This window comes from Streptomyces sp. NPDC058964 (genome assembly GCF_042741275.1).
GTDB lineage: Bacteria > Actinomycetota > Actinomycetes > Streptomycetales > Streptomycetaceae > Streptomyces.
On sequence record NZ_JBHYKH010000077.1, the window covers coordinates 1 to 24,712 of the forward strand.

The window sequence follows — 24,712 nt, forward strand, 5'->3', positions numbered from 1 at the left end:
CCGCAGCCGTACCCGACACGGGTGCGGCAGAACGCCCCCGGTTCGCCCCCTTCCCGGCTCGCGAAACAACGTCCCTGAACGTCACCGAAGGCGACCCCCCGGCGGGCAGGGCCGGGGCCGAGGCCGACCCGGACCAGCCCGTTACACATTCGGCTCTTGACGTAGCCTGCGCCGCTGCGGCAGTCTCCTCGGCGCCGCCTGAGAGCGCTCTCAAGAAGTGCTCTCGGCATCTCACGCCCCGCATCCCGCCCCGAAGTCATGGGAGGCTTCCATGCCCATCTCCCGAGCCGTCAGACGCACCACCCTCAGACTCGGGGCGGTCGCACTCGCCGGTGCCCTCCTCGCCGCCTGCGGGGCCGGGTCGTCCAAGTCGTCCGCGGACGGCGACGGCAAGGTCACACTCACGATCGATTTGTTCGGCACGTTCGGCTTCAAGGAAGCCGGCCTGTACGCGGAGTACGAGAGGCTCCACCCGAACGTAACGATCAAGGAGTCCAGCACCGAGAACGAGGCCGACTACTGGAAGGCACTGCAGACGCGGCTCGCCGGCGGCGGAGGCATCGCCGACGTCCAGGGCATCGAGGTCGGCCGCGTCGCCTCGGTCACCCAGCAGCAGGCCGACAAGTTCGAGGACCTCAACGCCTTCGGGGCCAACGCCCTCAAGAACGACTACTCCGCGGCCAAGTGGGCGGCGGCCACCACGTCCGACGGCCGCACCCTGGGCCTGGGGACCGACATCGGCCCCGAGGCGATCTGCTACCGGACCGACCTGTTCAAGAAGGCCGGACTGCCCACCGACCGCGACGAGCTGGCCAAGAAGTGGGCCACCTGGGACGGCTATCTGCAGCTGGGCAAGCGGTACCAGGCCAAGGCAGGCTCCAAGAGCCACTGGCTGGACAGCGTCGGCAGCCTCTACTCACTGATCGTCGGACAGCAGAAGGAACGCTACTACGACACCTCCGGCAAGCTGATCTACAAGGACAACCAGGCCCTCAAGTCCGCCTGGGACACCTCGGTCAAGGCCGCCCAGGACGGGCTGAGTGCCAAGCTCGCGCAGTGGACCCCCGCCTGGAACCAGGCGTTCAGCAGCGGTTCCTTCGCCACCATCGGCTGCCCCGCCTGGATGCTGGGCTACATCAAGGGCCAGGCCGGTGCCGCAGGCAAGGGGACGTGGGACGTGGCCCCGCTCCCCGGCGGCGTCGCGGGCAACTGGGGCGGCTCCTACCTGACCGTCCCCAAGGGCTCCCCGCACGCGAAGCAGGCGTACGACCTCATCAAGTGGCTGACGGCGGCACCGCAGCAGGAGAAGCTCTTCAAGAAGCAGGGCAGCTTCCCCTCCAACCTCGGCGCCGTCAAGGCGGTCAACGACGTCACGGACCCCTACTTCAGCAAAGCCCCGATCGGTGAGATCTTCGGCAAGGCCGCCGAGACCTCGCCCGTGCAGGTGCTCGGCGTGCACGACAACGACGTGAACACGCAGATCACCAACGCGCTCGGCGAGGTCGAGCGCAAGGGCACCAGCTCCGCCACCGCCTGGAGTCACGCCGAGAAGGGCATCGAGAACGCGGTCGGCTGACCGGCTCTCCCGCCAACGGGGCGCGAAGGACCCGCCTCCCCGGCGCTGCCGCTCTCCTTCGCGCCCCTGCGTCCTCGACATCCTCCGGATCTCTCCGATCGAAGGTCCCACCATGACCCTGACCGCCCCCGCCGCGCCGCGGACGGCGCGGCCATCGGCCCCCCTACGGCGGCGCCTGCCCCAACTGTCGCCGTACGCGTACATCACCCCGTTCTTCACGCTGTTCGCCGCCTTCGGACTGTTCCCGCTGCTCTACACCGCGTACGTCTCGCTCTACCGCGTCGAACTGCAGACACCGGGGCAGATGGAGTGGCGGGGCCTGGACAACTACACCGCGCTCTTCGGCGACGAGTACTTCTGGACCGCGCTGCGCAACACCTTCACCATCGGTGTCATCTCCACCGTCCCCCAGCTGCTGATGGCCCTCGGCCTGGCCCACCTGCTCAACTACAAGCTGCGCGGCCGCACCTTCTTCCGCGTCACCATGCTGCTGCCCTACGCCACCTCTGTGGCCGCGGCCACCTTGGTCTTCGCCCAGCTCTTCGGCCGCGACTTCGGGCTGATCAACTATCTGGTCGGCCTGGTCGGCGTCCACCCGGTCGACTGGCAGTCCGGCACCGTCGCCTCGCAGATCGCCGTGTCCACCATCGTCACCTGGCGCTGGACCGGCTACAACGCGCTGATCTACCTCGCCGGCATGCAGTCCATCCCGGCCGACCTGTACGAGGCCGCCGAGCTGGACGGCGCCTCCCGCTTCAGGCAGTTCCTGCACGTCACCCTGCCCGGACTGCGCCCCACCATCCTGTTCACCATCGTGGTGTCCACCATCGGCGCCACCCAGCTGTTCGGCGAACCCCTGCTGTTCGAGGGCAGCATCTCCGGCGGCATCTCCCACCAGTACCAGACCCTCGGCCTGTACATGTACGAACAGGGCTGGGGCTTCTTCCACCTCGGCCGCGCCGCCGCCACCGCGTGGGTGATGTTCCTGCTCATCGTCCTGCTGGTGCTGTGCAACACCGCCATCGCCCGCCGCCGCAGCGGTAAGGAGACCGAGCGATGACCACACTCGCCGCGCCGGAGCGCACCCGAACGACCGCCGACCCGGCCCGTCCGGCCCGCCGCCCGCGTGGGGGGCGGGCGGGAGGCCAGCAGCACGGGGGCCGTCTGGCATACGCGATCCTGATCGCGGCGGCCCTGTTCTCGGCGTTCCCCTTCTACTGGACGATCGTGGCGGCCACACGCTCCAACGCGGACCTGGCCAAGACCCCGCCGACGCTGCTGCCCGGCGGCAACCTGATGCACAACGTCCGTCAGGTGCTCGACCAGGCCGACATCGGCAAGGCACTGCTCAACTCACTCATCGTCTCCGGATCGGTCACGGTGGGGACCGTGCTGTGCTCCACCCTGGCCGGCTTCGCCTTCGCCAAGCTCCACTTCCGGGGACGCAACGCCCTGCTCGCCCTCACGATCGGCACGATGATGATCCCGCCCCAGCTCGGTGTGATCCCGCTGTTCATGGTCATCGCCAAGCTGCACTGGGTGAACCAGCTCCAGGCCGTCATCCTGCCCGGACTTGTGTCCGCCTTCGGAGTCTTCTTCATGCGCCAGTACCTGGTGCAGGCGCTGCCCGACGAGCTCATCGAGGCGGGCCGGGTCGACGGCGCGTCGACGGCGCGCATCTTCTGGAGCATCGTCATCCCGATCGCGCGGCCCGGTATGGCGGTCCTCGGGATGCTCACCTTCATGGCCTCGTGGAACGACTTCTTCTGGCCGATCATCGCCCTCACCTCGCAGGAGCCGACGGTGCAGGTCGCTCTGCGGCAGCTGGGCGGCGGGTACGTCCACGACCAGTCCGTCATCATGGCCGGCACTCTGCTCGGCACCCTGCCGGTGCTGCTGGTCTTCGGCCTGCTGGGCCGGCACATCGTGGGCGGCATCATGCAGGGCGCCGTCAAGGGGTAGGCGCGGCGCCCGGCGGCCCACCGCCGCGGGTACCACGTGTCCGCCGCAGGCGGCCCCCGGTCCACCGCCTCATGCCCCGGCGCGGTACGTACGCCCCGCTTCGCCGCGCCGACCCCGGGCCGTGCCGGCCGGGGGCCGCCCGTACGCGCCTGCCCGCGGGCCGTGGCCCGGACCCCTCTGTGGCTGACACAGAGCCGAGGAAAGGCTCTGGTCAGCGTCTTTCACAAACGACCACGCTGGAGCTTCGATGACCACTACCACCCCCCGCACCGCCACCGTCGCCGAAGTGGCGTTCCCCCCGGCTTTCCGGTGGGGCGCCGCCACCGCCGCGTACCAGATCGAAGGAGCCGCGGACGAGGACGGCCGGACGCCTTCCATCTGGGACACCTTCAGCAAAACGCCGGGCAAGGTGCGCAACGGCGACACAGGAGACATCGCGGCCGACCATTACCACCGCATGCGCGAGGACGTCGCGCTGATGGCCCGTCTCGGCCTGACGGATTACCGCTTCTCCGTCTCCTGGCCCCGCGTGCAGCCGACGGGGCGCGGCCCGGCCTCCCAGAAAGGCCTCGACTTCTACCGCGCCCTGGTCGACGAGCTCCTCGCCAACGGCATCCGGCCCGTGCTGACGCTCTACCACTGGGACCTCCCGCAGGAACTGGAGGACGCGGGCGGCTGGCCCCAGCGCGACACGGCGCAGCGGTTCGCGGACTACACCGCGCTCGTGGCGGAGGCGCTCGGCGACCGCGTACCGACCTGGACGACTCTGAACGAACCGTGGTGCGCTGCGTTCCTCGGCTATGCCGAAGGCGTCCACGCCCCGGGCCGCACCGAGCCGAAGGCGGCGCTGCGAGCGGCACACCACCTGAACCTGGCCCACGGCCTGGCCGTCGGCGTACTGCGCGAGCAGGCGCACCCCTCGGCCGAGGTGTCACTGACGCTGAACCTCGCCGCCGTCCGCCCGCTGAGCGACAGCCCCGCCGACACGGACGCGGCACGGCGCATCGACGCGCTGGCCAACCGGATCTTCCTGGACCCCGTCTTCCGCGGCCACTACCCGGAGGACCTGCGAGCGGACACCGCGCAGCTCACGGACTGGTCCTTCGTGCGGGACGACGACCTGCCGATCATCTGCCGCCCCATCGACAGCCTCGGCGTCAACTACTACACCCCCACCATGGTCGCCGCCGGCTCCCACCCGCTGCCCTCACCGTGGCCGGCCGCACAGGACCACGCGCGGTTCCTGCCCGTGCCGGGCCCACGCACCGCCATGGACTGGCCGGTGGACGCCGAAGGCCTGTACGAGCTCCTGACGCGGCTGCGGGACGAACTGCCGGGCACCCCACTGCTCGTGACCGAGAACGGCGCCGCGTACGACGACTACGCCGACCCGGAGGGAGTCGTCCACGACCCCGAACGCATCACCTACCTCCGGGCGCACCTCGAGGCCGTGCACCGGGCGATGGCGGCCGGCGCGGACGTCCGCGGCTACTTCGTGTGGTCGCTGCTGGACAACTTCGAGTGGGCCTACGGCTACAGCAAGCGTTTCGGCATGGTCCACGTCGACTTCGCCAGCCAGCGCCGCACGCCGAAGGACAGCGCCCGCTGGTACGCGGATGTGGTGGCTCACGGCAGGTTGCCACAGGACTGACGCTGACGCGCGCCAGGGGTACCGCACCACGCTCGCCGGATCGGATCGGCCGCACGCCTTCCCGTACGATGAACTGGTGAGAGCGCTCTCCACCAAGATGACTCTCACTCCGCGGGAGCTACGCTGTTCCCCTCCCGAGAGGAGTGCTCCTTGTCCGACCAGAACTCCGCACCCCGCCCCACCCTGGAAGCCGTCGCCGAACGGGCCGGCGTCTCCCGGGCCACCGCCTCCCGTGTCGTCAACGGAGGCAGCGGCGTGCGCGAGGCCCTGGTGGAGAAGGTCCGCCGCGCCGTAGAGGAACTGGGGTACGTACCGAACCATGCGGCCCGCACGCTGGTCACCCGGCGCACCGGCGCCATCGCCGTCATCGCCGCGGAGCCGGAGACCAAGGTCTTCACCAACCCGTTCTTCGCCGAACAACTGCTCGGCATCAGCCGGGAACTGGCCCGCCACGACCTCCAGCTCGTACTGCTGCTGGTCGAGGGAACGGCCGACTACGACCGCGTGGGCCGCTATCTCGCCGGCGGCCACGCCGACGGCGCCGTGCTGTTCTCCCTGCACAACGAGGACCCCCTGCCCGCCATCACCCGCCGGGTAGGGATTCCGACCGTCTTCGGCGGCCGCCCCGGGTGGCCGGGGGCGGAAGCAGACCGCGGCATCCTCTACGTCGACTCCGACAACCGCGGCGGCGCCCGCCAGGCCGTGAGCCACCTCATCACGCTGGGTCGTTCCCGCATCGCGACCATCACCGGTCCGATGGACCAGACGGCCTCCGTGGACCGGCTCGACGGCTACCACGACATGCTCATGGAGGCCGACCCGAAGCTCATCGTCGAAGGGGACTTCACGGAAGCAGGCGGCGCACGGGCGATGGCCGAGCTGCTGGACCGCGCCCCGGACCTGGACGCCGTCTTCGTCGCCTCCGACCTCATGGCCTGCGGAGCACTGCGCGTCCTGCGGGAGCACGGGCGCCGGGTGCCGGAGGACGTCGCGGTCGTCGGTTTCGACGACATGGTCAAGGTGGCCGAGCTGACCGGCCCCCCGCTGACCACGGTCCGTCAGGAGATCGAGGAAATGGGTCGGCTGATGGTACGGCTGCTGCTGCGCAGTCTCGACCAACCGGCGAAGGAGGACAGCGTCGGCCACCCCCTGTCCTCTGTGATCATCCCAACCCGGCTGATTCGTCGGGCCACCGCGTGACCCACGCCGACACGCAGGCGGTCGACCGTGCGGCACCCCGGCGCTGACGGTGCGACGTTCGAAGTCGCGGACCAGGCGGCATGTGCGCATCGGATGCGCGAAGCACCGCTCGACGATCCACCGCTTGGGCAGCACCACGAACCCGCGCCTGTCGTCGCTGCGCTCGACGGTCCCCAGGACCAGGGCGACCGCACCTGGCCCGAACCCAGCCGTCGACCAGGCCGGCCCGACTCGCCGGCCTGCGGCCTGTGTGCTCGGGGCGCGCGGCGAAGCCAGAGCGTCAGCCCGCCTTGTCGACGGTCGCGTCACCGGTGGCTGCCTCGCCCTGGAGGACGCGCGTGCCGACAGTGTTCGCGGTTGCTCCGGCGATTCGTGCCCGCAAGGGATATGTCGCTGCGGTAGGGCGAAATCGGCCCCGCCGACAGGGCCTCGCTGGCCGGCCAGTGATTTGAGTGGGTTCACCGCGCTCACGCGCCCATGACCAGCCGAGCATGCTCACACCAGGCAATCCGTCGCCGATCTGGAGATCAGCGGCACGGCCTCGGTGTGGCGGTTCAGCCCGGCGAGCGTCCGCCGCGCCCTGGACGCCGGCCGTGGCCCGGACTCCATCGAGGCCGACTTGCTGCCGTGGCCGCCAACCCGCTGCCCCAGCCCCTGTCGTACCTGTATCACGGACACGGCACGCAGCCATGGCGGATCCGCGTCGCCTCGGCCGCCTGCGTCGTCCACAGTGAGGAACCCGCCCTCCTCACCGAGATCGCCGCCCACCGCAAACTCTCCAAACTGGGCCTGCGGCACCTCGCCCCGACCGTCCTCGTCAGCCGCACCCCACTGGAGAAAACCCTCGCCGCACTGCGGACCGAGGGATACGCGCCGGTCGCGGAGACAGCCGACGGGACCGTGCGCGTCGAACGGCCCCGCAGCCACCGGGCAACCGCGCCGGTACCGCCCCCGCGCAGAGCGGTCGGCGGCCCCGGGGTCCGGTCCCGTACGACCGCCGCCCCGGAGCAAGCCGAGCTGGCCGCGCTGGCCGCCCGACTCGCGGGCGCCCCGCTCACCCATCCCGCCCCCGACCAGTACAACGGCGTCCCCTTCGCCACCGATACCGAAGAAATCATCGCTGGACACGCGACCCAGGTCTCCCACGCCGACGTCCGTCAACTCGCTCATGCCGTCGATGATGGGACGGCGGTCACCATCGAGTACGTCGCCACCACGGGCAGCCGCACGATCCGCACCATCAGCGGACTCGACCTCGACCCTCCGTATCTGTACACGTGGTGTCATCTACGCGACGCGGAGCGGGTGTTCACGCTGTCGCGGATTCACGGGGTGATGCCCGGCGTAACGCCGGAGCGGCGGACCAGGGCGTTCGAGGCGGCCGTACCCATCCCGCAGGGTCGTCACCAGGAGCATGGCCTCGCGCTGTTGGCGGCCGCCGCCCCGTCGCGCCGCCGGTCGAGTGGCCGTCGGCTCGTCGCGTTGGCATGACACCACCTCGACGGACGGCGCGCTCTCGCAGCGGTCGCCGTCGTCAGGCGCGTGCGTCCCGCTGCTGCACTTCCTTCAGGACCGCCGCCACAGTGGTGAAGTCGTCGTCCACATGGAGCACCGTTTGACCGTGGTGTACTGCAGTGGCGCACACCAGGAGATCGATGGCCCCCGCGGAGCGATGCTGCCCCCGCTGCGTGAGCTTGTGCTGCGCGGTGTCCACCCAGCGCCATGCGTTCTTCGGCACCGGCGAGAGCCGGCACAGCGCATCCAGCTCCTCGGCAAGCTCGTCGCGGTGCGCCGGGCCTGTGGCGGAATAGAGGAACTCCGTCCTCGTGGGCTCACAGATGTGGAAGACGCCAGCGGCAATGTGCCCTTCCCACGGCCGGATCGCCCCGGGAGTGCGGAACAGGTGCCACAACGCAGAGGTGTCGAGCAGATACGCGATCACTCGAAGGCTGCCTGCCGTGCGCGCTTGGCAGCGTCATGCGCGGCCGCCGCAGCCTCGAACTCACCCCGGTCGCCGCGGGCAGCCAGCTTCTCGGCCGCCTCAAGCCGCTTGATACGCGCCACGTAATCCCGAAGGGCCGCGTTGACTGTGTCCTTCTTCGTAGTGGAGCCCATGAGACGCATCGCCTCGGCGAGTGCCTCATCGTCCAGGTCGATCTGCGTTACAGACATCTCCACCACCATCCTGGAGTATGCAATGTACACAGTCATGATACATCGCCAACATCACCACAACGCCACATCCGACGAGCAGAACCTGTCGTCAAGGCGGGACGAGAGACCATTGACGCCACGTCCGGCGGTACCAACGGAGTCCGACTCGCCACATGCCGCGCTTTCCACCTACGACACCAACCGGCCGATGAGGCGAATTTCGGCCATGCCTCGCATGTCACCCACACCGCGTCCACTGTCTGTCCACTGGATCTTGGTCTGAGCGGGTGAGCCGGGGCCACCACGCTGGCGTGGCGGCCCTCCTTCATACGTTTCCGCAGATAGAAACGCTTCTGCGCGTGTAGCGCCTGGTGGGGCGGGTGGGACTCGAACCCACGGCCGACGGATTATGAGTCCGCTGCTCTAACCGGCTGAGCTACCGCCCCATAGCGGCGTGTCGCGTACACGTGTGCGCGCCGTCTGCCGCAGCATAGCCGCTCATACGATCTCCTGCTTCGGATGGTCGGCTCTACATGACCTTGAGGACTCCCCCCTGGGCGGGGCGGTTCCCTCGGACATCGAATCGGACATGAAAAAGGACCCCGGTGGGGTCCTCGTTCAGCATGCTCCCCCGACTGGACTCGAACCAGTAACCTGCCGGTTAACAGCCGGCTGCTCTGCCAATTGAGCTACGGAGGACCGAGCTCCCCCGACTGGACTCGAACCAGTAACCTGCCGGTTAACAGCCGGCTGCTCTGCCAATTGAGCTACGGAGGAATGCCTCGTTGCATCGAACGCACCTGCCTGGGTATTCGCCAGGGGGCGCGCGCTCGCTGCGACACATACATTAGCGCAAGCAGGGGGGTGCTCCGCCAATCGGTACTCCCCGGCGCCGAAGCCGCACCAGAGACCTACACAAGGGAAAGGGTGGCCGCCATGCGCTACCGGCTCACGTTCATCGCCGGACTCGCCCTGGGTTACGTGCTCGGCACGCGGGCCGGGCGCGAGCGCTACGAACAGCTGAAGAAGTCCGCACGGCAGGTCGCGCAGAACCCGGCGGTCCGCAACACCGCCGAGACGGCGGCCCAGCAGAGCCGCGTACTGGCGGGCAGGGCGGCCCACGCGGTGGGCGAGAAGGTCGGCGAGCACATGCCGGACTCGGTGACCCAGCGGATGCGCGCCATGCGGGCGCATCACCCAAACGGCGCAGCCTCGGACGACTGGGGCACGAGCAACACCTAGCGGGACCTGTCGGGGCCGTATCCGTGCCCCGAAGGGGCGCGGGCCTGTGACATCCGCGGCTCCGCAGGGTGGGCCCGACCAGTCACAGACGACCTGAACCCGCGAAATAACACGCACCTCCACGGCGCCCATGGCCAAACCCGGCGGCGCGGTACGGCAGAATTTTCGGCATGGGGATAGTCGCCGGGTTGGACAGCTCGCCCGATTTCACTCGCATCGTCGTCTGTGACGCGGACAGCGGAGCCGTGCTCCGGCAGGGCTACGCCCCGCACCCGGTGGACAACCCCGAGGGCGGCCGCCCCTCCGACATCGATCCGCAGGCCTGGCTGCTGTCGCTGGGCGAGGCAGCCGGCGGCGGGCTCCTGGAGGGCGTGCAGGCGATCGGCGTCTCCGCCCAGCAGAACGCGGTCGTGCCGCTGGACGCGCAGGGCAACACCGTGCGGCCGGCCATGGTCGGCGGCGACAAGCGGGCGCAGGTCGCGGCCGCCGACCTGGTCGACGCGCTCGGCGGGCGCGAGGCGTGGGCGCAGGCCGTGGGCTCGGTGCCGCAGGCGGCGCAGCCGGTGACCAAGCTGCGCTGGCTCGCCAAGAACGAGCCGGAGAACGCCCGGCGGACGGCGGTCCTGCTGCAGGCCCACGACTGGCTGGTCTGGCAGCTGCTCGGCCGGCCGGTGAGAAGGACCACCGACCGCGGCGGTGCCTCCGGCACCGGTTACTGGTCGGCGGCCACCGGTGGCTACCGGCCCGACCTGGTGGAGCTGGCGCTCGGTCACCAGGCCGCGCTCCCGGAGGTGATCGGCCCCTCCGACGCGGCCGGCACGACGCCCGAGGGACTGCTGATCTCCGCGGGAACCGGGGAGACGATGGCCGCCGCGTTCGGGCTCGGCCTCGGGCTCGGCGACGCGGTGGTGTCGCTCGGCGCCTCCGGGTCCGTGATGGCGGTGCACCCCGAGGCCCTCGCCGACCAGAGCGGCATGATCACCTCGCTGGCCGACGCCACCGGTATGCACCTGCCCGTCGTGACCACCCTGAACGCCGTACGGACCCTGCGCGGCACCGCCGAACTCCTCGGGGTGCCCGACCTGGAGAGCCTGTCCGACCTGGCGATGAAGTCCACGCCCGGGTCCCACGGGCTGGTCCTGCTGCCCTACCTGGAGGGCGAACGGACGCCGAATCTGCCGCACACGGCGGGCACCCTGGCCGGACTCAGACGTGAGTCCATGAAGCCCGAGCACCTGGCGCGGGCCGCCTTCGAGGGCATGATCTGCGGGCTCGCCGACGCGCTGGACGTGCTGCGCGGGCGGGGCGTCGACGTGCGGCGGGTCTTCCTGCTGGGGCAGGCCGCCGAGTTGTCCGCCGTGCAGGCCGCGGCGCCCATGCTCTTCGGCGCGCAGGTCGTCGTACCGCAGCCCGCCGACTACGCCGCGATCGGCGCCGCCCGCCAGGCGGCCTGGGCCCTCGGGGCCTCCCGGGGCACGCTCGACCCGCGCACCCCGCCGGCCTGGCAGGGCGCGGCGGCGCAGGTCCTGAACCCGGGCGACGAGTTGGCGGTGGGGCAGGCGGTGCGGCAGCAGTTCGTGTCGGTACGCGAACAGACCCATCCCGGGGCGTTCCGCTCGTAAGAGACCTGCTGCGGCCTCACTGGAGACCCGCTATCGGGTTAATCGGTTGAGGTAACACGGGTGGAGTGTTCGACGATGGGGGCCAGGGGCAACCACCGCGCCCCCACCCGCCGACTGCGAGAGACGTAGCGTGCTCATACGACTTCTGCGGACCTATCTCAGGCCCTACAAGAAACCCATCACCATCCTGGTGCTGCTGCAGTTCCTGCAGACCTGCGCCACCCTCTACCTGCCCACACTGAACGCGGACATCATCGACCACGGCGTGGTGAAGGGGGACACCGGTTACATCCTGTCCTTCGGCGCCCTGATGATCGGCATCTCGCTGGTGCAGGTCGTGTGCAACATCGGCGCCGTGTACTTCGGCGCGAGGACCGCCTCGGCGCTCGGCCGGGACGTCCGGGCCGCCGTCTTCGACAGGGTGCAGTCCTTCTCCTCACGGGAGCTCGGCCACTTCGGCGCGCCCTCCCTCATCACCCGTACGACCAATGACGTCCAGCAGGTCCAGATGCTGGCGCTGATGACGTTCACGCTGATGGTGTCGGCGCCCATCATGTGCGTGGGCGGCATCGTCCTGGCCCTCGGCCTGGACGTGCCGCTGTCAGGGGTACTGGTCGCGGTCGTCCCCGTGCTGGGCATCTCCGTGACGCTGATCGTGCGCCGGCTGCGCCCGCTGTTCCGGTCCATGCAGGTGCGCCTGGACACGGTGAACCGGGTGCTGCGCGAGCAGATCACCGGCAACCGGGTCATCCGCGCCTTCGTCCGGGACGAGTACGAGCAGGGCCGCTTCGGCGAGGCGAACGGCGACCTCACCGAGATGCAGCTGGCCACCGGCCGGATGCTCGCGCTGATGTTCCCGATCGTGATGACGGTGGTGAACCTGTCGTCGATCGCGGTCGTGTGGTTCGGCGCGCACCGGATCGACAGCGGCGGGATGGCGATCGGCGACCTGACCGCGTTCCTCGCCTATCTGATGCAGATTGTCATGTCTGTGATGATGGCCACGTTCATGTTCATGATGGTGCCGCGCGCGGAGGTGTGCGCCGAACGCATCCAGGAGGTCATGGAGACGGAGTCCAGCGTGGTACCGCCGCTCGCACCCGTCACCGAGCTGCGCCGCCACGGCCATCTGGAGATCCGTGGCGCCGGCTTCCGCTACCCGGGTGCCGAGGAGCCGGTGCTGAGGTCCGTCGACCTGGTGGCCCGGCCGGGTGAGACCACCGCCGTGATCGGCTCCACCGGCAGCGGCAAGTCGACCCTGCTCGGGCTGGTGCCCCGGCTGTTCGACGCCACCGAGGGCGAGGTGCTGGTCGACGGCGCCGACGTGGCCGGCCTCGACCCGGTGCTGCTCGCGAAGACCGTGGGGCTCGTCCCGCAGAAGCCGTACCTGTTCGCGGGCACGGTGGCCACCAATCTGCGGTACGGCAATCCGGACGCCACCGACGAGGAGCTCTGGCACGCGCTGGAGGTCGCCCAGGCCAAGGACTTCGTGCAGAAGCTCGAGGGCGGTCTGAACGCCCCGATCGCCCAGGGCGGCACCAATGTCTCCGGCGGTCAGCGCCAGCGTCTGGCCATCGCCCGTACGCTCGTGCAGCGCCCGGAGATCTATCTGTTCGACGACTCCTTCTCCGCGCTCGACTACGCCACCGACGCGGCCCTGCGCACCGCGCTCGCCCGGGAGACGGCCGAGGCGACCGTGGTGATCGTCGCGCAGCGCGTGGCGACCATCCGGGACGCCGACCGGATCGTGGTCCTGGACGAGGGGCGGGTCGTCGGCACGGGCCGGCACCACGAGCTCATGGCCGGCAACGAGACCTACCGGGAGATCGTGCTCTCCCAGCTGACGGAAGCGGAGGCGGCCTGATGGCAGGGCCCATGGGACGCATGATGGCCGGGGGCGGCCCCGACCAGCGCTCGATGGACTTCAAGGGGTCGGGCAAGCGGCTCATAGCCCGGTTCGGGCCCGAACGGCTGACGATCTACGCGCTGCTGCTGTGCGTCGTCGTCAGCGTGACCCTGAGCGTCATCGGTCCGAAGATCCTCGGCAGGGCCACGGACCTGGTCTTCGCCGGCATCATCGGCCGGCAGATGCCCGCCGGGGCCACCAAGGAGCAGGTGCTCGACTCGATGCGCGCGCGGGGCCAGGGCTCCGTCGCGGACATGCTCCAGGGCACCGACTTCACCCCCGGCAAGGGCATCGACTTCGACGCCGTCGGACACGTCCTGCTGTTCGCGCTGGGCACGTTCCTGGTGGCCGGTCTGCTGATGGCGGTGGCGACGCGGCTGGTGAACCGGGCCGTGAACCGCACGATGTACCGGATGCGCGAGGACGTCCAGACGAAGCTGTCACGGCTGCCGCTGTCGTACTTCGACAAGCGCCAGCGTGGTGAGGTGCTCTCCCGGGCGACCAACGACATCGACAACATCGGCCAGACGCTGCAGCAGTCGATGGGCCAGCTCATCAACTCGGTGCTCACCATCATCGGTGTGCTGGTGATGATGTTCTGGGTGTCGTGGCTGCTGGCCCTGGTCGCCCTGGTCACCGTGCCGCTGTCGTTCGTCGTGGCGACCCGCGTCGGCAAGCGGTCGCAGCCGCACTTCGTGCAGCAGTGGCGCTCCACCGGCAAGCTGAACGCGCACGTGGAGGAGATGTACACCGGGCACACCCTGGTGAAGGTGTTCGGCCGCCAGGAGGAGTCGGCGAAGCAGTTCGCCGAGCAGAACGAGGCGCTGTACGAGGCCGGGTTCAAGGCGCAGTTCAACAGCGGGGTGATGCAGCCGCTGATGATGTTCGTGTCGAACCTGAACTACGTGCTCATCGCGGTGGTCGGCGGTCTGCGGGTGGCGTCCGGCGCACTGTCGATCGGTGACGTGCAGGCCTTCATCCAGTACTCGCGGCAGTTCTCCATGCCGCTGACCCAGGTCGCCTCGATGGCCAACCTGGTGCAGTCGGGCGTCGCTTCGGCCGAGCGGATCTTCGAACTGCTGGACGCGGAGGAGCAGGAGGCCGACCCGGTGCCCGGCGAGCGGCCGGCGGAACTGGCCGGGCGCGTGGCGCTGGAGCACGTGTCGTTCCGGTACGACCCCGAGAAGCCGCTGATCGAGGACCTGTCGCTGAAGGTGGAGCCGGGCCATACGGTCGCGATCGTGGGTCCGACGGGCGCGGGCAAGACCACGCTGGTCAATCTGCTGATGCGGTTCTACGACGTGTCCGGCGGCCGGATCACCCTCGACGGCGTCGACATCCGCAGGATGTCCCGGGACGGACTGCGGGCCGGGATCGGCATGGTGCTGCAGGACACCTGGCTGTTCGGCGGCACCATCGCCGAGAACATCGCCTACGGCGCCTCCCGCGAGGTCACCCGGGGCGAGATCGAGGAGGCGGCGCGGGCGGCCCACGCCGACCGCTTCATCCGCACCCTGCCCGAGGGCTACGACACCGTGATCGACGACGAGGGCACGGGTGTCAGCGCCGGCGAGAAGCAGCTCATCACCATCGCGCGGGCGTTCCTTTCCGACCCGGTGATCCTGGTGCTCGACGAGGCGACCAGCTCCGTCGACACCCGTACCGAGGTGCTGATCCAGAAGGCGATGGCGAAGCTGGCGCACGGGCGGACGTCGTTCGTCATCGCGCACCGGCTGTCGACGATCCGGGACGCCGACACGATCCTGGTGATGGAGAACGGTTCGATCGTCGAACAGGGCGCCCACGCCGAGCTGCTGGCCTCGGACGGTGCCTATGCGCGGCTGTACAAGGCGCAGTTCGCGCAGGCGGTCGCCGAGGTGGACTGAGCGGGTTCGTACCGCAGGGGGCCGCTCGCCGCAGGGTGAGCGGCCCCTTTCAGTCCAGGTAGCCCCGCAGCTGGTCCGCGAACGCGTGGTCCCGCAGCTTGTTGAGGGTCTTCGACTCGATCTGCCGGATCCGCTCCCGCGTGACCCCGAAGATGCGACCGATCTCCTCGAGGGTGCGGGGGCGGCCGTCGGCGAGCCCGTAGCGCAGCTGTACGACCTTGCGCTCCCGCTCGCCCAGGGTCGACAGCACGGCCTCCAGGTGCTCCCTGAGCAACAGGAAGGCGGCGGACTCCACGGGGCTGGCGGCGTCGCCGTCCTCGATGAGGTCACCGAGGGCGACGTCGTCCTCCTCGCCCACTGGCGCGTGCAGCGAGACGGGCTCCTGGGCCAGGCGCAGCACCTCGCTGACCCGCTCGGGCGCCAGGTCGAGGTGGGCGGCGACCTCGTCGGGGGTGGGCTCGTAGCCGCGTTCCTGCAGCATCCGGCGCTGCACCCGCACGACCCGGTTGATGAGCTCGACGACGTGCACGGGCACGCGGATCGTCCGGGCCTGGTCGGCGAGGGCGCGGGACATGGCCTGCCGGATCCACCAGGTGGCGTACGTGGAGAACTTGTAGCCGCGGGCGTAGTCGAACTTCTCGACGGCCCGGATGAGCCCGAGGTTCCCCTCCTGGACGAGGTCCAGCATGGTCAGCCCGCGCCCGACGTACCGCTTGGCGACGGAGACCACGAGCCGCAGGTTGGCCTCGATGAGCCGCCGTTTGGCCATGCGTCCCATCACGACCAGTTTGTCGAGGTCCATGGCCAGCTGGCTGTCCAGGTCGGGCGTGTTGCCGAGCTTCTCCTCGGCGAAGAGCCCGGCCTCGACCCGGCGGGCGAGTTCGACCTCCTCGGCCGCGGTGAGCAGCGGGATGCGGCCGATCTCGCGCAGGTACTGCCGGAACAGGTCCGAGGAGGGGCCGCCGGTCTCGGTGCGGGCGGCGGCGGGCGGTCCGGCGGGCTCGGAAGCGTCGGCGGCGAGCGCCTCGGCGGGTGGTTCCGCAGGCTCGGACGGGTCCTCCGGCTCCGTCTCGGGGTGCAGTGCGGCACGGCTCTGCGGGGGCACGGCCGCGAAGACGCCGGTCTCGTCGTCCGCACCGGCGGCAGGCTCTTCCGTCGCGCTGATGTCGGTCTGGGTGAGGGTCTGGGTCTGCACGGGGGCGACCTCCAGGATGATCGCTGCCAAGGTGTACGGCAGCGGTACTTCGGGGGCGGAGTCGGCGGCCTCGCCGCTGTCCGTCCCGTACGCGATGAGCGGAACCGCGGGGGTGTAGGACCCGTGGGGGACGGATCGGCCGCGCTCCGAGGACTCAGGCACCGGACCCAGTGTGGGGTAAGACACATCGCCGCCACGAGGGGCGTGCGGTGACTTTTTGCATCCGGTCCGTGACCGCGTGGTGATCCCGGCGTGTCCGGACCGCTCAGAGAGCGGCCGCGCCCTGCTCACGCAACGCCTGACCGTACTGCTGCAACACCCACAACTCGTTCTGGACGGCGGCCAGATGGGCGGGGTCCCCGTTGCTGCCGAGGCGGGTGAGGGTGATCTGGATGTCGTGGATACGGCGGTCGACGGCCCGGCGGCGGACCCAGACCAGTTGTTCGCCCGCGTAGTTCTCGTCGACCGTGCGGCGCATGATCGCCTCGACCGCCAGCTCCGTGACCATCGCGCGGACCGTGTCGTCGGGGGCCGCCTCGCGGACGCGGACCAGGTACTCCTGCGAGTCCTGCGTGCCGTGCTCCGCGCCGCCGGCTTCCATGATGGCCTGGCGCACCGCCGCGTAGGCCGGGGCGGTGAACTCGTCGACTCCGTAGGCGTCGAACGCGGGGGACACCAGCTCCGGGCGCTGGAGGGCCAGCTTGAGGAGCTCCCGCTCGGTGGCGTACACCGGGTTGCGCAGGTTCAGGGCCGGCCCGGAGGCCGTGGCGCGGGGGGACGCCGCCTCGTAGTGCTGCGGGGCCCGGGCGGCCGGTGCCGGGCCTCGGCCGGCGCCGCGTTCGCGTGCCCAACGGGCCAGCTGGGCGATCCGCTTGACCACGAACTGGGTGTCCAGGATGCCGAGCATCCCGGCCAGTTCCACCGCGACCTCGTGCTGGGCGCCGCTGTTCTTGATGCGGGCGACGACCGGGGCGGCCTCGTCCAGTGCCGCGGCGCGGCCGCCCGGGGTGTCCAGGTCGTAGCGGCTCACGATCTGGCGCAGCGCGAACTCGAAGAGCGGGGTACGGGGTTCGACCAGGTCGGCGACCGCCTCGTCGCCCTTGGCCAGGCGCAGCTCGCAGGGGTCCATCCCGTCGGGCGCGATGGCGATGTACGTCTCGGCGGCGAACTTCTGGTCGTCCTCGAAGGCGCGCAGGGCCGCCTTCTGGCCGGCCGCGTCGCCGTCGAAGGTGAAGATCACGCGGGCGCTGCCGTTGTCCATCAGGAGCCGGCGGAGGATCTTGATGTGGTCGCCGCCGAAGGCCGTGCCGCACGTGGCGATGGCGGTGGTCACTCCGGCGAGGTGGCAGGCCATGACGTCCGTGTAGCCCTCGACGACGACCGCACGGCTGGCCTTGGCGATGTCCTTCTTCGCGAGGTCGATGCCGTAGAGGACCTGGGACTTCTTGTAGATCGCCGTCTCGGGCGTGTTGAGGTACTTGGGGCCGTTGTCCGCCTCGTACAGCTTTCGGGCGCCGAAGCCCACCACCTCGCCGCCGATGTCGCGGATCGGCCACATCAGGCGGCCGCGGAAACGGTCGATGGGGCCGCGGCGGCCCTCCTGGGAGAGGCCGGACAGGAGCAGCTCCTTGTCGGAGAAGCCCTTTCCGCGCAGGTACCGGGTGAGGTGGTCCCAGCCCTGGGGGCTGTAGCCGACACCGAAGTGGACGGCGGCCGCCTGGTCGAAGCCGCGCTCGGCGAGGAAGACCCGGCCGGTCTCGGCCTCGGGACCGGTGGCGAGCTGCTCGGCGTACCACTGTGCGGCGATCTTGTGTGCCTCGACCAGGCGGATCCGCTCGCCGCGCTGGTGGGCCGGGTTGTATCCGCCCTCCTCGTAGCGCAGCGTGATGCCGGCCTGGGCGGCGAGGCGCTCGACCGCCTCCGAGAAGGACAGGTGGTCGACCTTCATCACGAAGGTGATGGTGTCGCCGCCCTCCTGGCAGCCGAAGCAGTGGAAGAGTCCCTTGCTCGGGCTGACCTGGAAGGACGGCGACTTCTCGTCGTGGAACGGGCACAGTCCCTTGAGGTTGCCGCCGCCCGCGTTGCGCAGCTGGAGGTACTCGGACACGACGGCGTCGATCGGGACCGCGTCCCGTACCGCCTTCACGTCCTCGTCGTTGATCCGTCCTGCCACGCGTGAATTCTACGGGGGTGGTGTGACAGCGGCGGTTCCCGCGGAGATCAGGAACCGAGGCTGTCGAGGGGTACGTGCGGGTCGGCGAGGGCTTCGGTGTTCACCCGGGCCCCGGAGCGGATGAGATTCTGGATCGGCTCTGTGACGTCCCACACATTCACGTTCATCCCGGCCAGCACCCTCCCCTCCTTCAGCCAGAAGGCGATGAACTCCCGCTTGCCCGCGTCGCCCCGGATCACCACCTCGTCGTACGAGTCCGGCGGCGCCCAGCCGCTGTACTCCATCCCCAGGTCGTACTGGTCGGTGAAGAAGTAGGGCACGCGGTCGTAGGTGACGTCCCTGCCGAGCATCGCGCGGGCCGCCGCCGGACCGCCGTTCAGGGCGTTCGCCCAGTGCTCCACCCGCAGCCGGGTGTCGAAGAGGGCGTGCGGGAAGGAGGCGACGTCACCGGCCGCGTGGATGTCCGGGTCGGAGGTGCGCAGCCGTTCGTCGACGGCGATGCCGCCGCCGTGCGCCCGGTCGGCGATATCCAGGCCCGCAGCCTCCGCGAGGCCGGTGCGGGGGGCGGCGCCGATGGCCGCGAGGACGGCGTGCGCCGGGTGCTCCTCGCCGTCGTCGGTGCGGACCGCCAGGACCATGCCGTCCTGGCCGACGATCTCGGTGAGCCGGGCGCCGAAGCGGAAGCGGACGCCGTGCTCGCGGTGCAGCTCGGCGAAGACGTTGCCGAGCTCGGGGCCGAGGACGCCGTGCAGCGGGGTCGGCAGCGGCTCGATGACGGTGACCTCCGCGCCGTATCCGCGGGCCGCCGCCGCGACCTCCAGACCGATCCAGCCGGCGCCCGCGACCACCAGGTGGCCGTTGTCCCGGCCGAGGGTGGTGAGGACGCCCTTGAGCCGCTCCGCGTGGGCGAGGCGGCGCAGGTGGTGGACGCCCACGAGGTCGGTGCCGGGGACGTCGAGCCGGCGGGGCTCGGCGCCGGTGGCGAGCAGCAGCTTGTCGTAGCGGACGAGGGTGCCGTCGTCGCCGTAGCGCACGGTCCGCGCGGTGCGGTCGATCGCGTCGACGGTCTGGCCGAGGTGCAGCTCGACGTCGTTCTGCGCGTACCAGGCGGGCTCGTGCACGAAGACGCTGTCGCGCTCCTCCTTGCCGAGCAGATAGCCCTTGGACAACGGCGGGCGTTCGTACGGGTGTTCGCGTTCGTCGCAGATCAGTATCACGCGGCCGGTGAAGCCCTCCGTGCGGAGTGTCTCGGCCGCCTTCGCGCCGGCCAGGCCGCCTCCGACGATGACGAATGTCTGATCCGCGTCGACCACTTGCTGCCTCCTCGTCAGGGTGCCGCCAGATGGGAGCGTCCCGCACGTGGCGTGGTGCGGGAAGAGGGAGTGACCCGATCAGGCCACGGAGGGTCACTTCACTGTCACACGTACCTCGTCAGTCTCACGTGTCGGTCACCCGCGCCCCGTCAGGCGCGCGTGCAGCGAGCGGGCGGAGGCGTCGGTGAGGGAGGCGATCTGGTCGACGATCACACGTTTGCGTGCGTGGTCGTCGGGTGCCCCGTCGAACAGGGAGCGAAACTGCGGGTCCAGACCGTCGGGGGCGCGGGCGGTCAGCGCCTCGGCGAGTTCGGCGACGACGACCCGCTGGTCCGCGCGGAGCCGCTCCTGCTCGGCCCGCTGCATCACGTACCGGTCGGCGACCGCCTTGAGGACCGCGCACTCCATGCGGGTGGCTCTCGGTACGACGAGTTCGGCGCCGTAGCGGGTGAGGCGGCCGCCGCCGTACGCGGCACGCGTGGCGCCCTCGGCGGCCAGGCAGAAACGGCCGATGAGCTGGCTGGTGGCGTCCTTCAGGCGGGCCTGGGCGACCGCCGAGCCGTCGTACCCGTGCGGCCACCACTCCTGGTCCTGGAGCCGGTCGAGGGCCTCGGCGAGTTCGGCCGGGTCGGTGTCCGCCGGAACGTAGCGGCCGACGGCGACGGCGAAGACCGCCTGCCGTTCCGGCTCGGCGTGCAGGCAGTTGGGGTCGATGTGGCCGGCGTGCAGACCGTCCTCGACGTCGTGCACCGAGTACGCCACGTCGTCGGACCAGTCCATGACCTGGGCCTCGAAGCAGGTGCGCGTGCCGGGGGCCTCCTTGCGGACCCAGTCGAAGACGGGCCGGTCGTCCTCGTAGACGCCGAACTTGCGGGAACCGGGGTCGGTGGGGTGGGCGCCGCGCGGCCAGGGGTACTTGGTGGCGGCGTCGAGGGCGGCGCGGGTGAGGTTGAGGCCGACGGAGCCTTCGGCGGTGAAGCGCTTGGGCTCGATGCGGGTGAGGAGCCTGAGGGACTGGGCGTTGCCCTCGAAGCCGCCGCAGTCCTCGGCGAATTCGTTGAGGGCCTGTTCCCCGTTGTGGCCGAAGGGCGGGTGGCCGAGGTCGTGGGAGAGGCAGGCGGCCTCGACGAGGTCGGGGTCGCAGCCGAGGGCCGCGCCGAGTTCCCGGCCGACCTGGGCGCACTCCAGGGAGTGGGTGAGCCGGGTGCGGGGGCTGGCGTCCCAGACCTGGCTGCGTTCGCCCGGGGTGACCACCTGGGTCTTGCCGGCCAGGCGGCGCAGCGCCGCGCTGTGCAGGATCCGGGCGCGGTCGCGTTGGAAAGCGGTGCGGCCGGGGCGTTTGTCGGGCTCGGGCGCCCAGCGCTCCGCCGAGGGCGGGTCGTAGCCGAATGGGGGTGCGATGCCGGTACCTGCGGTGCCTTCCATGGTTCGACAGTAAGCGTCGGCAGTGACAAATGGGGGGCGGCGGGCGCCTGCTCGTCTGCCGGGTCGGGGTGTTTCGCGTGTGCGGGTGGGTGGGGGGTCTCGCGCAGTTCCCCGCGCCCTGTCGGTGCCGGGGGAGGTCGGGGGTGTGCGCGGTTGCCTGTGCTCCTTCAGGCTGAGGCCAGTAGGGGTTCTGTCGCCGGTGCTGCCAGGGTCTGGTCGTAGCGGTGCAGGATCAGGCGGGCCATGGCCGGGTGGGCGCCCAGGGGGGACGAGGCGATCCAGGGGGCCGCCTCGGCGCACTGGGTGGCGAAGCGACCGGGGGCCGTGAAACAGGACGCCACGGCGATGCGGTCGCGTCCTCGCGCGATCAGGGAGCGTACGGCCGTCTCGACGGCCGGGGTCGCGGCGGAGGCGTAGGCGGGGACCACGGGCACGCCCAGGCGGTCGGCGAGGAGGCGGGCGGTGCGGCGGGTGTCGGCCGCGGAGTCGGGGTCGCGGGACCCGGCCGCGGCGAGGACGACGGCGCCGGAGCGGCGGGTGTCGGCGTCGGGCGCGGTGCGCCAGCCGGCCTCGACGAGGCGGGCGTACAGGGTCTCCACCAGGAGCGGGTGCGGACCGAGCGGGGCGGCCACGCGCGTGCGTGCCCCAGCGGCGGCCGCCATCTCGGGGATGTCCCGCTTGACGTGGTAGCCGCGGCTGAGCAGCAGCGGTACGAGCACGGCGGGGGCGTCGCCGAGGGAGGCGAGGGTGTCGGGGAGCAGCGGCTCGTTGAGCTCGATGTGCCCGAGGCGCACGGGCAGACCGGGGCGCAGCTCCCGTACGCGCTCCATGAGGGTGCGGACGGTGCTCAGCGCACGCGGATCCCGGCTGCCGTGCGCCACGAGGACGAGGGCGGGCGGGCCGGTGCGGCGTCTGCCGTCGAGCCGGACGAGGCTGAGCTGGCCGGCCAGCTGACTGCTGATGCTGTTCATGATGTGCGCCGTGCTGTCGAGGTGGATGCGGGACTCGTCGTGGGGAGGGTTCGACGCCGTCATGCGAGGATCCTGGCGGCCGGAGGTTGCGTGCCCGTTGCACGGTGGTGACGGGTATTTTCCAGTGCTTCACGGGAAGGGGCCGCGCGGTGTGAGGCGAACCGGATCACCGCGCACGGCGTCCTCCATGGTCGAAGCCGATCTGGGAGCCGAGGGGACCACATGAAGATCCGTCGACCGCGTCTGCCGCGCACCCGTGCCGGGCGGCGGCGGCTGGTGCAGGCAGTCATGGCGGTGTGCGTCCTCGCGCTGCTCCCGGTGACGTGGCTGTACGTGTCCACTGCCGACCGGCTGCGCACCACGGCCGACGCGCCGCGCACCGAGGTGGCCGTCGTCTTCGGGGCGGGCCTGTGGGCGGGCGAGCCGTCGCCGTACCTCGCGCACCGGCTGGACGCGGCGGCGAAGCTGTACCGCGCGGGCCGTATCGAGGTCGTCCTGGTCACCGGGGACAACAGCCGCAAGGACTACGACGAGCCGGACGCCATGCGCGCGTACCTCACGAAGCACGGTGTCCCGGACGCCCGGATCGTCAGCGACTACGCCGGCTTCGACACCTGGGACTCCTGCGTCCGCGCGAAGAAGATCTTCGGGGTGGACCGGGCCGTCCTCATCAGCCAGGGCTTCCACATCCGGCGTGCGGTCGCCCTGTGCGAGGCGGCGGGCATCGACTCGTACGGCATCGGCGTCGAGGCCAAGCACGACGCCACCTGGTACTACGGAGGCACCCGCGAGGTCTTCGCGGCGGGCAAGGCGGCCCTGGACGCGCTGTTCGAGCCGGAACCCCGGTTCCTGGGGCCCCGGGAGCCGGGGGTGGAGCGGGCGCTGGCGAGCGCGCGGTGAGGCGGGGCGCGGACTCCGCTCCTGCGCGGCGGACGCCGCCTCACGGCGGCGGGAGCGCGGTGGGGAGGTCGCCTTCCCCACGGTGTAACAAGGCGCGGTCACCGGCGTAACACGCCCGAAGCACGCTGAGCGGCATGGAGACCGCCTCGACGCCCACCCACTGCCCGTACTGCGCCCTGCAGTGCGGGATGACCCTGTCGCCCCTGCCCGAGGGGGGCGTCGAGGTCTCCGAGCGTGTGGACTTCCCGGTGAACCGGGGGGCACTGTGCGGCAAGGGCCGTACGGCTCCGGCGGTGCTCTCGTCCCGGGTCCGGCTGACCTCCCCGCTGGTGCGCTCCGGTGGCACGCTCGTGCCCGCCACCTGGGACGAGGCCCTCGACCGGATCGTCGCGGGCCTGTCGTCGGCGCGGACCGCGTACGGTCCCGACGCGTGCGGGGTGTTCGGCGGGGGCGGTCTGACGAACGAGAAGGCCTACTCGCTCGGCAAGTTCGCGCGGGTGGTGCTGGGCACCTCGCAGATCGACTACAACGGCCGCTTCTGCATGTCGTCGGCGGCGGCCGCCGGCACTAAGGCCTTCGGGCTGGACCGCGGGCTGCCCTTTCCGCTGGAGGACATCCCGAAGACGGGCTGCGTGATCCTGGTCGGCTCCAACCCCGCGGAGACGATGCCGCCGTCGCTGCGGTTCTTCAACGAGCTGCGCGAGAACGGCGGCACGCTGATCGTCGTCGACCCGCGCCGCACGAGGACGGCGGAACAGGCGGACCTGCACCTGGCACCGCGTCCGGGGACGGATCTCGCGCTGGCGCTGGGCCTGTTGCACCTGGTGGTGGCGGAGGGCCGTACGGACGAGGCCTACGTCCAGGAGCGCACGGTGGGCTGGGAGGACGCGCGGGCGGCGGCCATGGCCCACTGGCCGGAGTACGTGGAACGGATCACGGGGGTGTCCGTTCCTCAACTCCGGCAGGCTGTACGGATGTTCTGCGAGCCCGAGGCCGCGATGGTGCTCACCGCGCGCGGACCGGAGCAGCAGTCCAAGGGGACCGACACGGTCGGCGCCTGGATCAACCTGTGCCTGGCGACCGGGCGCGCGGGCCGGCCGCTGTCCGGGTACGGCTGTCTGACGGGGCAGGGCAACGGGCAGGGCGGCCGCGAACACGGGCAGAAGGCCGACCAGTTGCCCGGCTACCGCAAGCTGACCGACCCCGCCGCCCGGCGGCACGTGGCCGGGGTGTGGGGAGTGGACCCCGACAGCCTTCCCGGGCCGGGGCGCAGCGCGTACGAGCTGCTCGACGCCCTGGGCACGGACGTCCGCGCCCTGCTGCTGATGGGATCCAACCCGGTGGTGTCGGCGCCGCGCGCGGGGGCCCGCGGGGGCACGGCGCGGGGGGGGGGGGTGCGCTCTCGCGCGCGCGCGCGCGGGCGCGCGGTCCGGGATATAGTCGTACCCGGCGGGGGACAGTCGGTCTCGCTGCTCGATCCCTCCGGCTTCCGGGTCCGGGTAGTGCTGTGCGCCGAGCAACTGCGCGCTCTGCCCG

19 protein-coding genes, 3 tRNA genes and 2 pseudogenes are annotated in these 24,712 nt (G+C 70.9%); 13 read left to right on the plus strand and 11 right to left on the minus strand.

All coding sequences use genetic code 11. The features are described from left to right. The first annotated feature begins 271 nt into the window (after positions 1–271). The 5 genes from ACFW2E_RS12850 (at position 272) to ACFW2E_RS12870 (ending at position 6,389) form a co-directional block, all read left to right on the plus strand. Positions 272–1,576 carry an ABC transporter substrate-binding protein gene (locus tag ACFW2E_RS12850; RefSeq protein ID WP_384465621.1) on the plus strand — a complete coding sequence of 435 codons (1,305 nt, stop codon included), beginning with the start codon at positions 272–274 and terminating at the stop codon, positions 1,574–1,576. A 112-nt stretch (positions 1,577–1,688) separates the two neighbouring features. Then, on the plus strand, positions 1,689–2,636 hold the full coding sequence (locus ACFW2E_RS12855; RefSeq protein WP_384465623.1) for a carbohydrate ABC transporter permease: 948 nt from the start codon (positions 1,689–1,691) through the stop codon (positions 2,634–2,636). Next, positions 2,633–3,538 (plus strand): carbohydrate ABC transporter permease, encoded by a 906-nt coding sequence (locus ACFW2E_RS12860; RefSeq protein WP_384465625.1) that lies wholly within the window; start codon positions 2,633–2,635, stop codon positions 3,536–3,538. The genes ACFW2E_RS12855 and ACFW2E_RS12860 overlap by 4 nt, the downstream gene beginning before the upstream one ends. Positions 3,539–3,785: 247 nt before the next feature. Continuing rightward, positions 3,786–5,189, plus strand: a complete 1,404-nt coding sequence (locus tag ACFW2E_RS12865; protein WP_384465627.1) for a GH1 family beta-glucosidase — start codon at positions 3,786–3,788, stop codon at positions 5,187–5,189. 150 nt (positions 5,190–5,339) lie between these two features. Continuing rightward, positions 5,340–6,389: a LacI family DNA-binding transcriptional regulator gene (locus ACFW2E_RS12870; protein ID WP_384465629.1), complete on the plus strand. Its 1,050-nt coding sequence runs from the start codon at positions 5,340–5,342 to the stop codon at positions 6,387–6,389. A 54-nt stretch (positions 6,390–6,443) separates the two neighbouring features. On the opposite strand, the pseudogene ACFW2E_RS12875 reads toward ACFW2E_RS12870, so the two are convergent. Next, positions 6,444–6,539, minus strand: a pseudogene (locus ACFW2E_RS12875) (IS5/IS1182 family transposase); the annotation flags it as partial. A gap of 394 nt (positions 6,540–6,933) precedes the next feature. Between ACFW2E_RS12875 and ACFW2E_RS12880 the strand changes: the two are divergent. Together ACFW2E_RS12880 and ACFW2E_RS12885 are read left to right on the plus strand one after the other, a co-directional pair. Beyond that, positions 6,934–7,032, plus strand: a pseudogene (locus ACFW2E_RS12880) (hypothetical protein); the annotation flags it as partial. A gap of 257 nt (positions 7,033–7,289) precedes the next feature. Next, positions 7,290–7,880, plus strand: a complete 591-nt coding sequence (locus ACFW2E_RS12885; protein WP_384465658.1) for a WYL domain-containing protein — start codon at positions 7,290–7,292, stop codon at positions 7,878–7,880. Between the two features lie 43 nt (positions 7,881–7,923). Here ACFW2E_RS12885 and ACFW2E_RS12890 read toward each other — a convergent pair whose 3' ends face one another. The 5 genes from ACFW2E_RS12890 to ACFW2E_RS12910 all read right to left on the minus strand — a co-directional run bounded on the left by ACFW2E_RS12890 (position 7,924) and on the right by ACFW2E_RS12910 (position 9,320). Next, positions 7,924–8,331, minus strand: coding sequence for a PIN domain nuclease (locus ACFW2E_RS12890; RefSeq protein ID WP_384465631.1), 408 nt, complete (start codon positions 8,329–8,331; stop codon positions 7,924–7,926). Next, positions 8,328–8,561: a type II toxin-antitoxin system VapB family antitoxin gene (locus tag ACFW2E_RS12895; protein WP_384465633.1), complete on the minus strand. Its 234-nt coding sequence runs from the start codon at positions 8,559–8,561 to the stop codon at positions 8,328–8,330. The genes ACFW2E_RS12890 and ACFW2E_RS12895 overlap by 4 nt, the downstream gene beginning before the upstream one ends. A 351-nt stretch (positions 8,562–8,912) precedes the next feature. Beyond that, positions 8,913–8,989, minus strand: a tRNA-Ile gene (locus tag ACFW2E_RS12900). Positions 8,990–9,169: 180 nt separating this feature from the next. After that, positions 9,170–9,242 (minus strand) — tRNA-Asn (locus ACFW2E_RS12905). 5 nt (positions 9,243–9,247) lie between these two features. Next, positions 9,248–9,320, minus strand: a tRNA-Asn gene (locus ACFW2E_RS12910). Between the two features lie 159 nt (positions 9,321–9,479). Here ACFW2E_RS12910 and ACFW2E_RS12915 point away from each other — a divergent pair. From ACFW2E_RS12915 to ACFW2E_RS12930, 4 genes are all read left to right on the plus strand, one after another. Beyond that, entirely contained in the window at positions 9,480–9,785 is a 306-nt protein-coding gene (locus tag ACFW2E_RS12915; protein ID WP_384465635.1) for a YtxH domain-containing protein, read from the plus strand. Between the two features lie 170 nt (positions 9,786–9,955). After that, positions 9,956–11,407 (plus strand): FGGY-family carbohydrate kinase, encoded by a 1,452-nt coding sequence (locus tag ACFW2E_RS12920; RefSeq protein ID WP_384465637.1) that lies wholly within the window; start codon positions 9,956–9,958, stop codon positions 11,405–11,407. Between the two features lie 130 nt (positions 11,408–11,537). Beyond that, positions 11,538–13,271 (plus strand): ABC transporter ATP-binding protein, encoded by a 1,734-nt coding sequence (locus ACFW2E_RS12925; protein WP_384465639.1) that lies wholly within the window; start codon positions 11,538–11,540, stop codon positions 13,269–13,271. Continuing rightward, positions 13,271–15,199 carry an ABC transporter ATP-binding protein gene (locus ACFW2E_RS12930; RefSeq protein WP_384465642.1) on the plus strand — a complete coding sequence of 643 codons (1,929 nt, stop codon included), beginning with the start codon at positions 13,271–13,273 and terminating at the stop codon, positions 15,197–15,199. Before ACFW2E_RS12925 ends, ACFW2E_RS12930 begins: the two co-directional genes overlap by 1 nt. Before the next feature lie 49 nt (positions 15,200–15,248). Here the strand turns inward: ACFW2E_RS12930 and ACFW2E_RS12935 are convergent, their stop codons facing one another. The 5 genes from ACFW2E_RS12935 to ACFW2E_RS12955 all read right to left on the minus strand — a co-directional run bounded on the left by ACFW2E_RS12935 (position 15,249) and on the right by ACFW2E_RS12955 (position 22,339). After that, the gene (locus tag ACFW2E_RS12935; RefSeq protein WP_384465644.1) at positions 15,249–16,556 is read right to left on the minus strand and encodes an RNA polymerase sigma factor; all 1,308 of its coding nucleotides are present in this window, start codon (positions 16,554–16,556) and stop codon (positions 15,249–15,251) included. Positions 16,557–16,659: 103 nt separating this feature from the next. Then, on the minus strand, positions 16,660–18,567 hold the full coding sequence (gene dnaG, locus ACFW2E_RS12940) for a DNA primase (RefSeq protein WP_384465646.1): 1,908 nt from the start codon (positions 18,565–18,567) through the stop codon (positions 16,660–16,662). A 47-nt stretch (positions 18,568–18,614) separates the two neighbouring features. Beyond that, positions 18,615–19,880, minus strand: coding sequence for an NAD(P)/FAD-dependent oxidoreductase (locus tag ACFW2E_RS12945; RefSeq protein ID WP_384465648.1), 1,266 nt, complete (start codon positions 19,878–19,880; stop codon positions 18,615–18,617). Between the two features lie 135 nt (positions 19,881–20,015). Continuing rightward, on the minus strand, positions 20,016–21,305 hold the full coding sequence (locus ACFW2E_RS12950; protein ID WP_384465650.1) for a deoxyguanosinetriphosphate triphosphohydrolase: 1,290 nt from the start codon (positions 21,303–21,305) through the stop codon (positions 20,016–20,018). Between the two features lie 167 nt (positions 21,306–21,472). Further along, entirely contained in the window at positions 21,473–22,339 is an 867-nt protein-coding gene (locus tag ACFW2E_RS12955; RefSeq protein WP_384465652.1) for a sirohydrochlorin chelatase, read from the minus strand. A 159-nt stretch (positions 22,340–22,498) separates the two neighbouring features. On the opposite strand from ACFW2E_RS12955, the gene ACFW2E_RS12960 reads away from it, so the two are divergent. Both ACFW2E_RS12960 and ACFW2E_RS12965 read left to right on the plus strand, forming a co-directional pair. Then, on the plus strand, positions 22,499–23,176 hold the full coding sequence (locus ACFW2E_RS12960; RefSeq protein ID WP_384465654.1) for a vancomycin high temperature exclusion protein: 678 nt from the start codon (positions 22,499–22,501) through the stop codon (positions 23,174–23,176). A 134-nt stretch (positions 23,177–23,310) separates the two neighbouring features. Continuing rightward, a partial coding sequence (locus ACFW2E_RS12965; protein ID WP_384465656.1) for a molybdopterin oxidoreductase family protein occupies positions 23,311–24,712 on the plus strand: 1,402 nt, incomplete at its 3' end.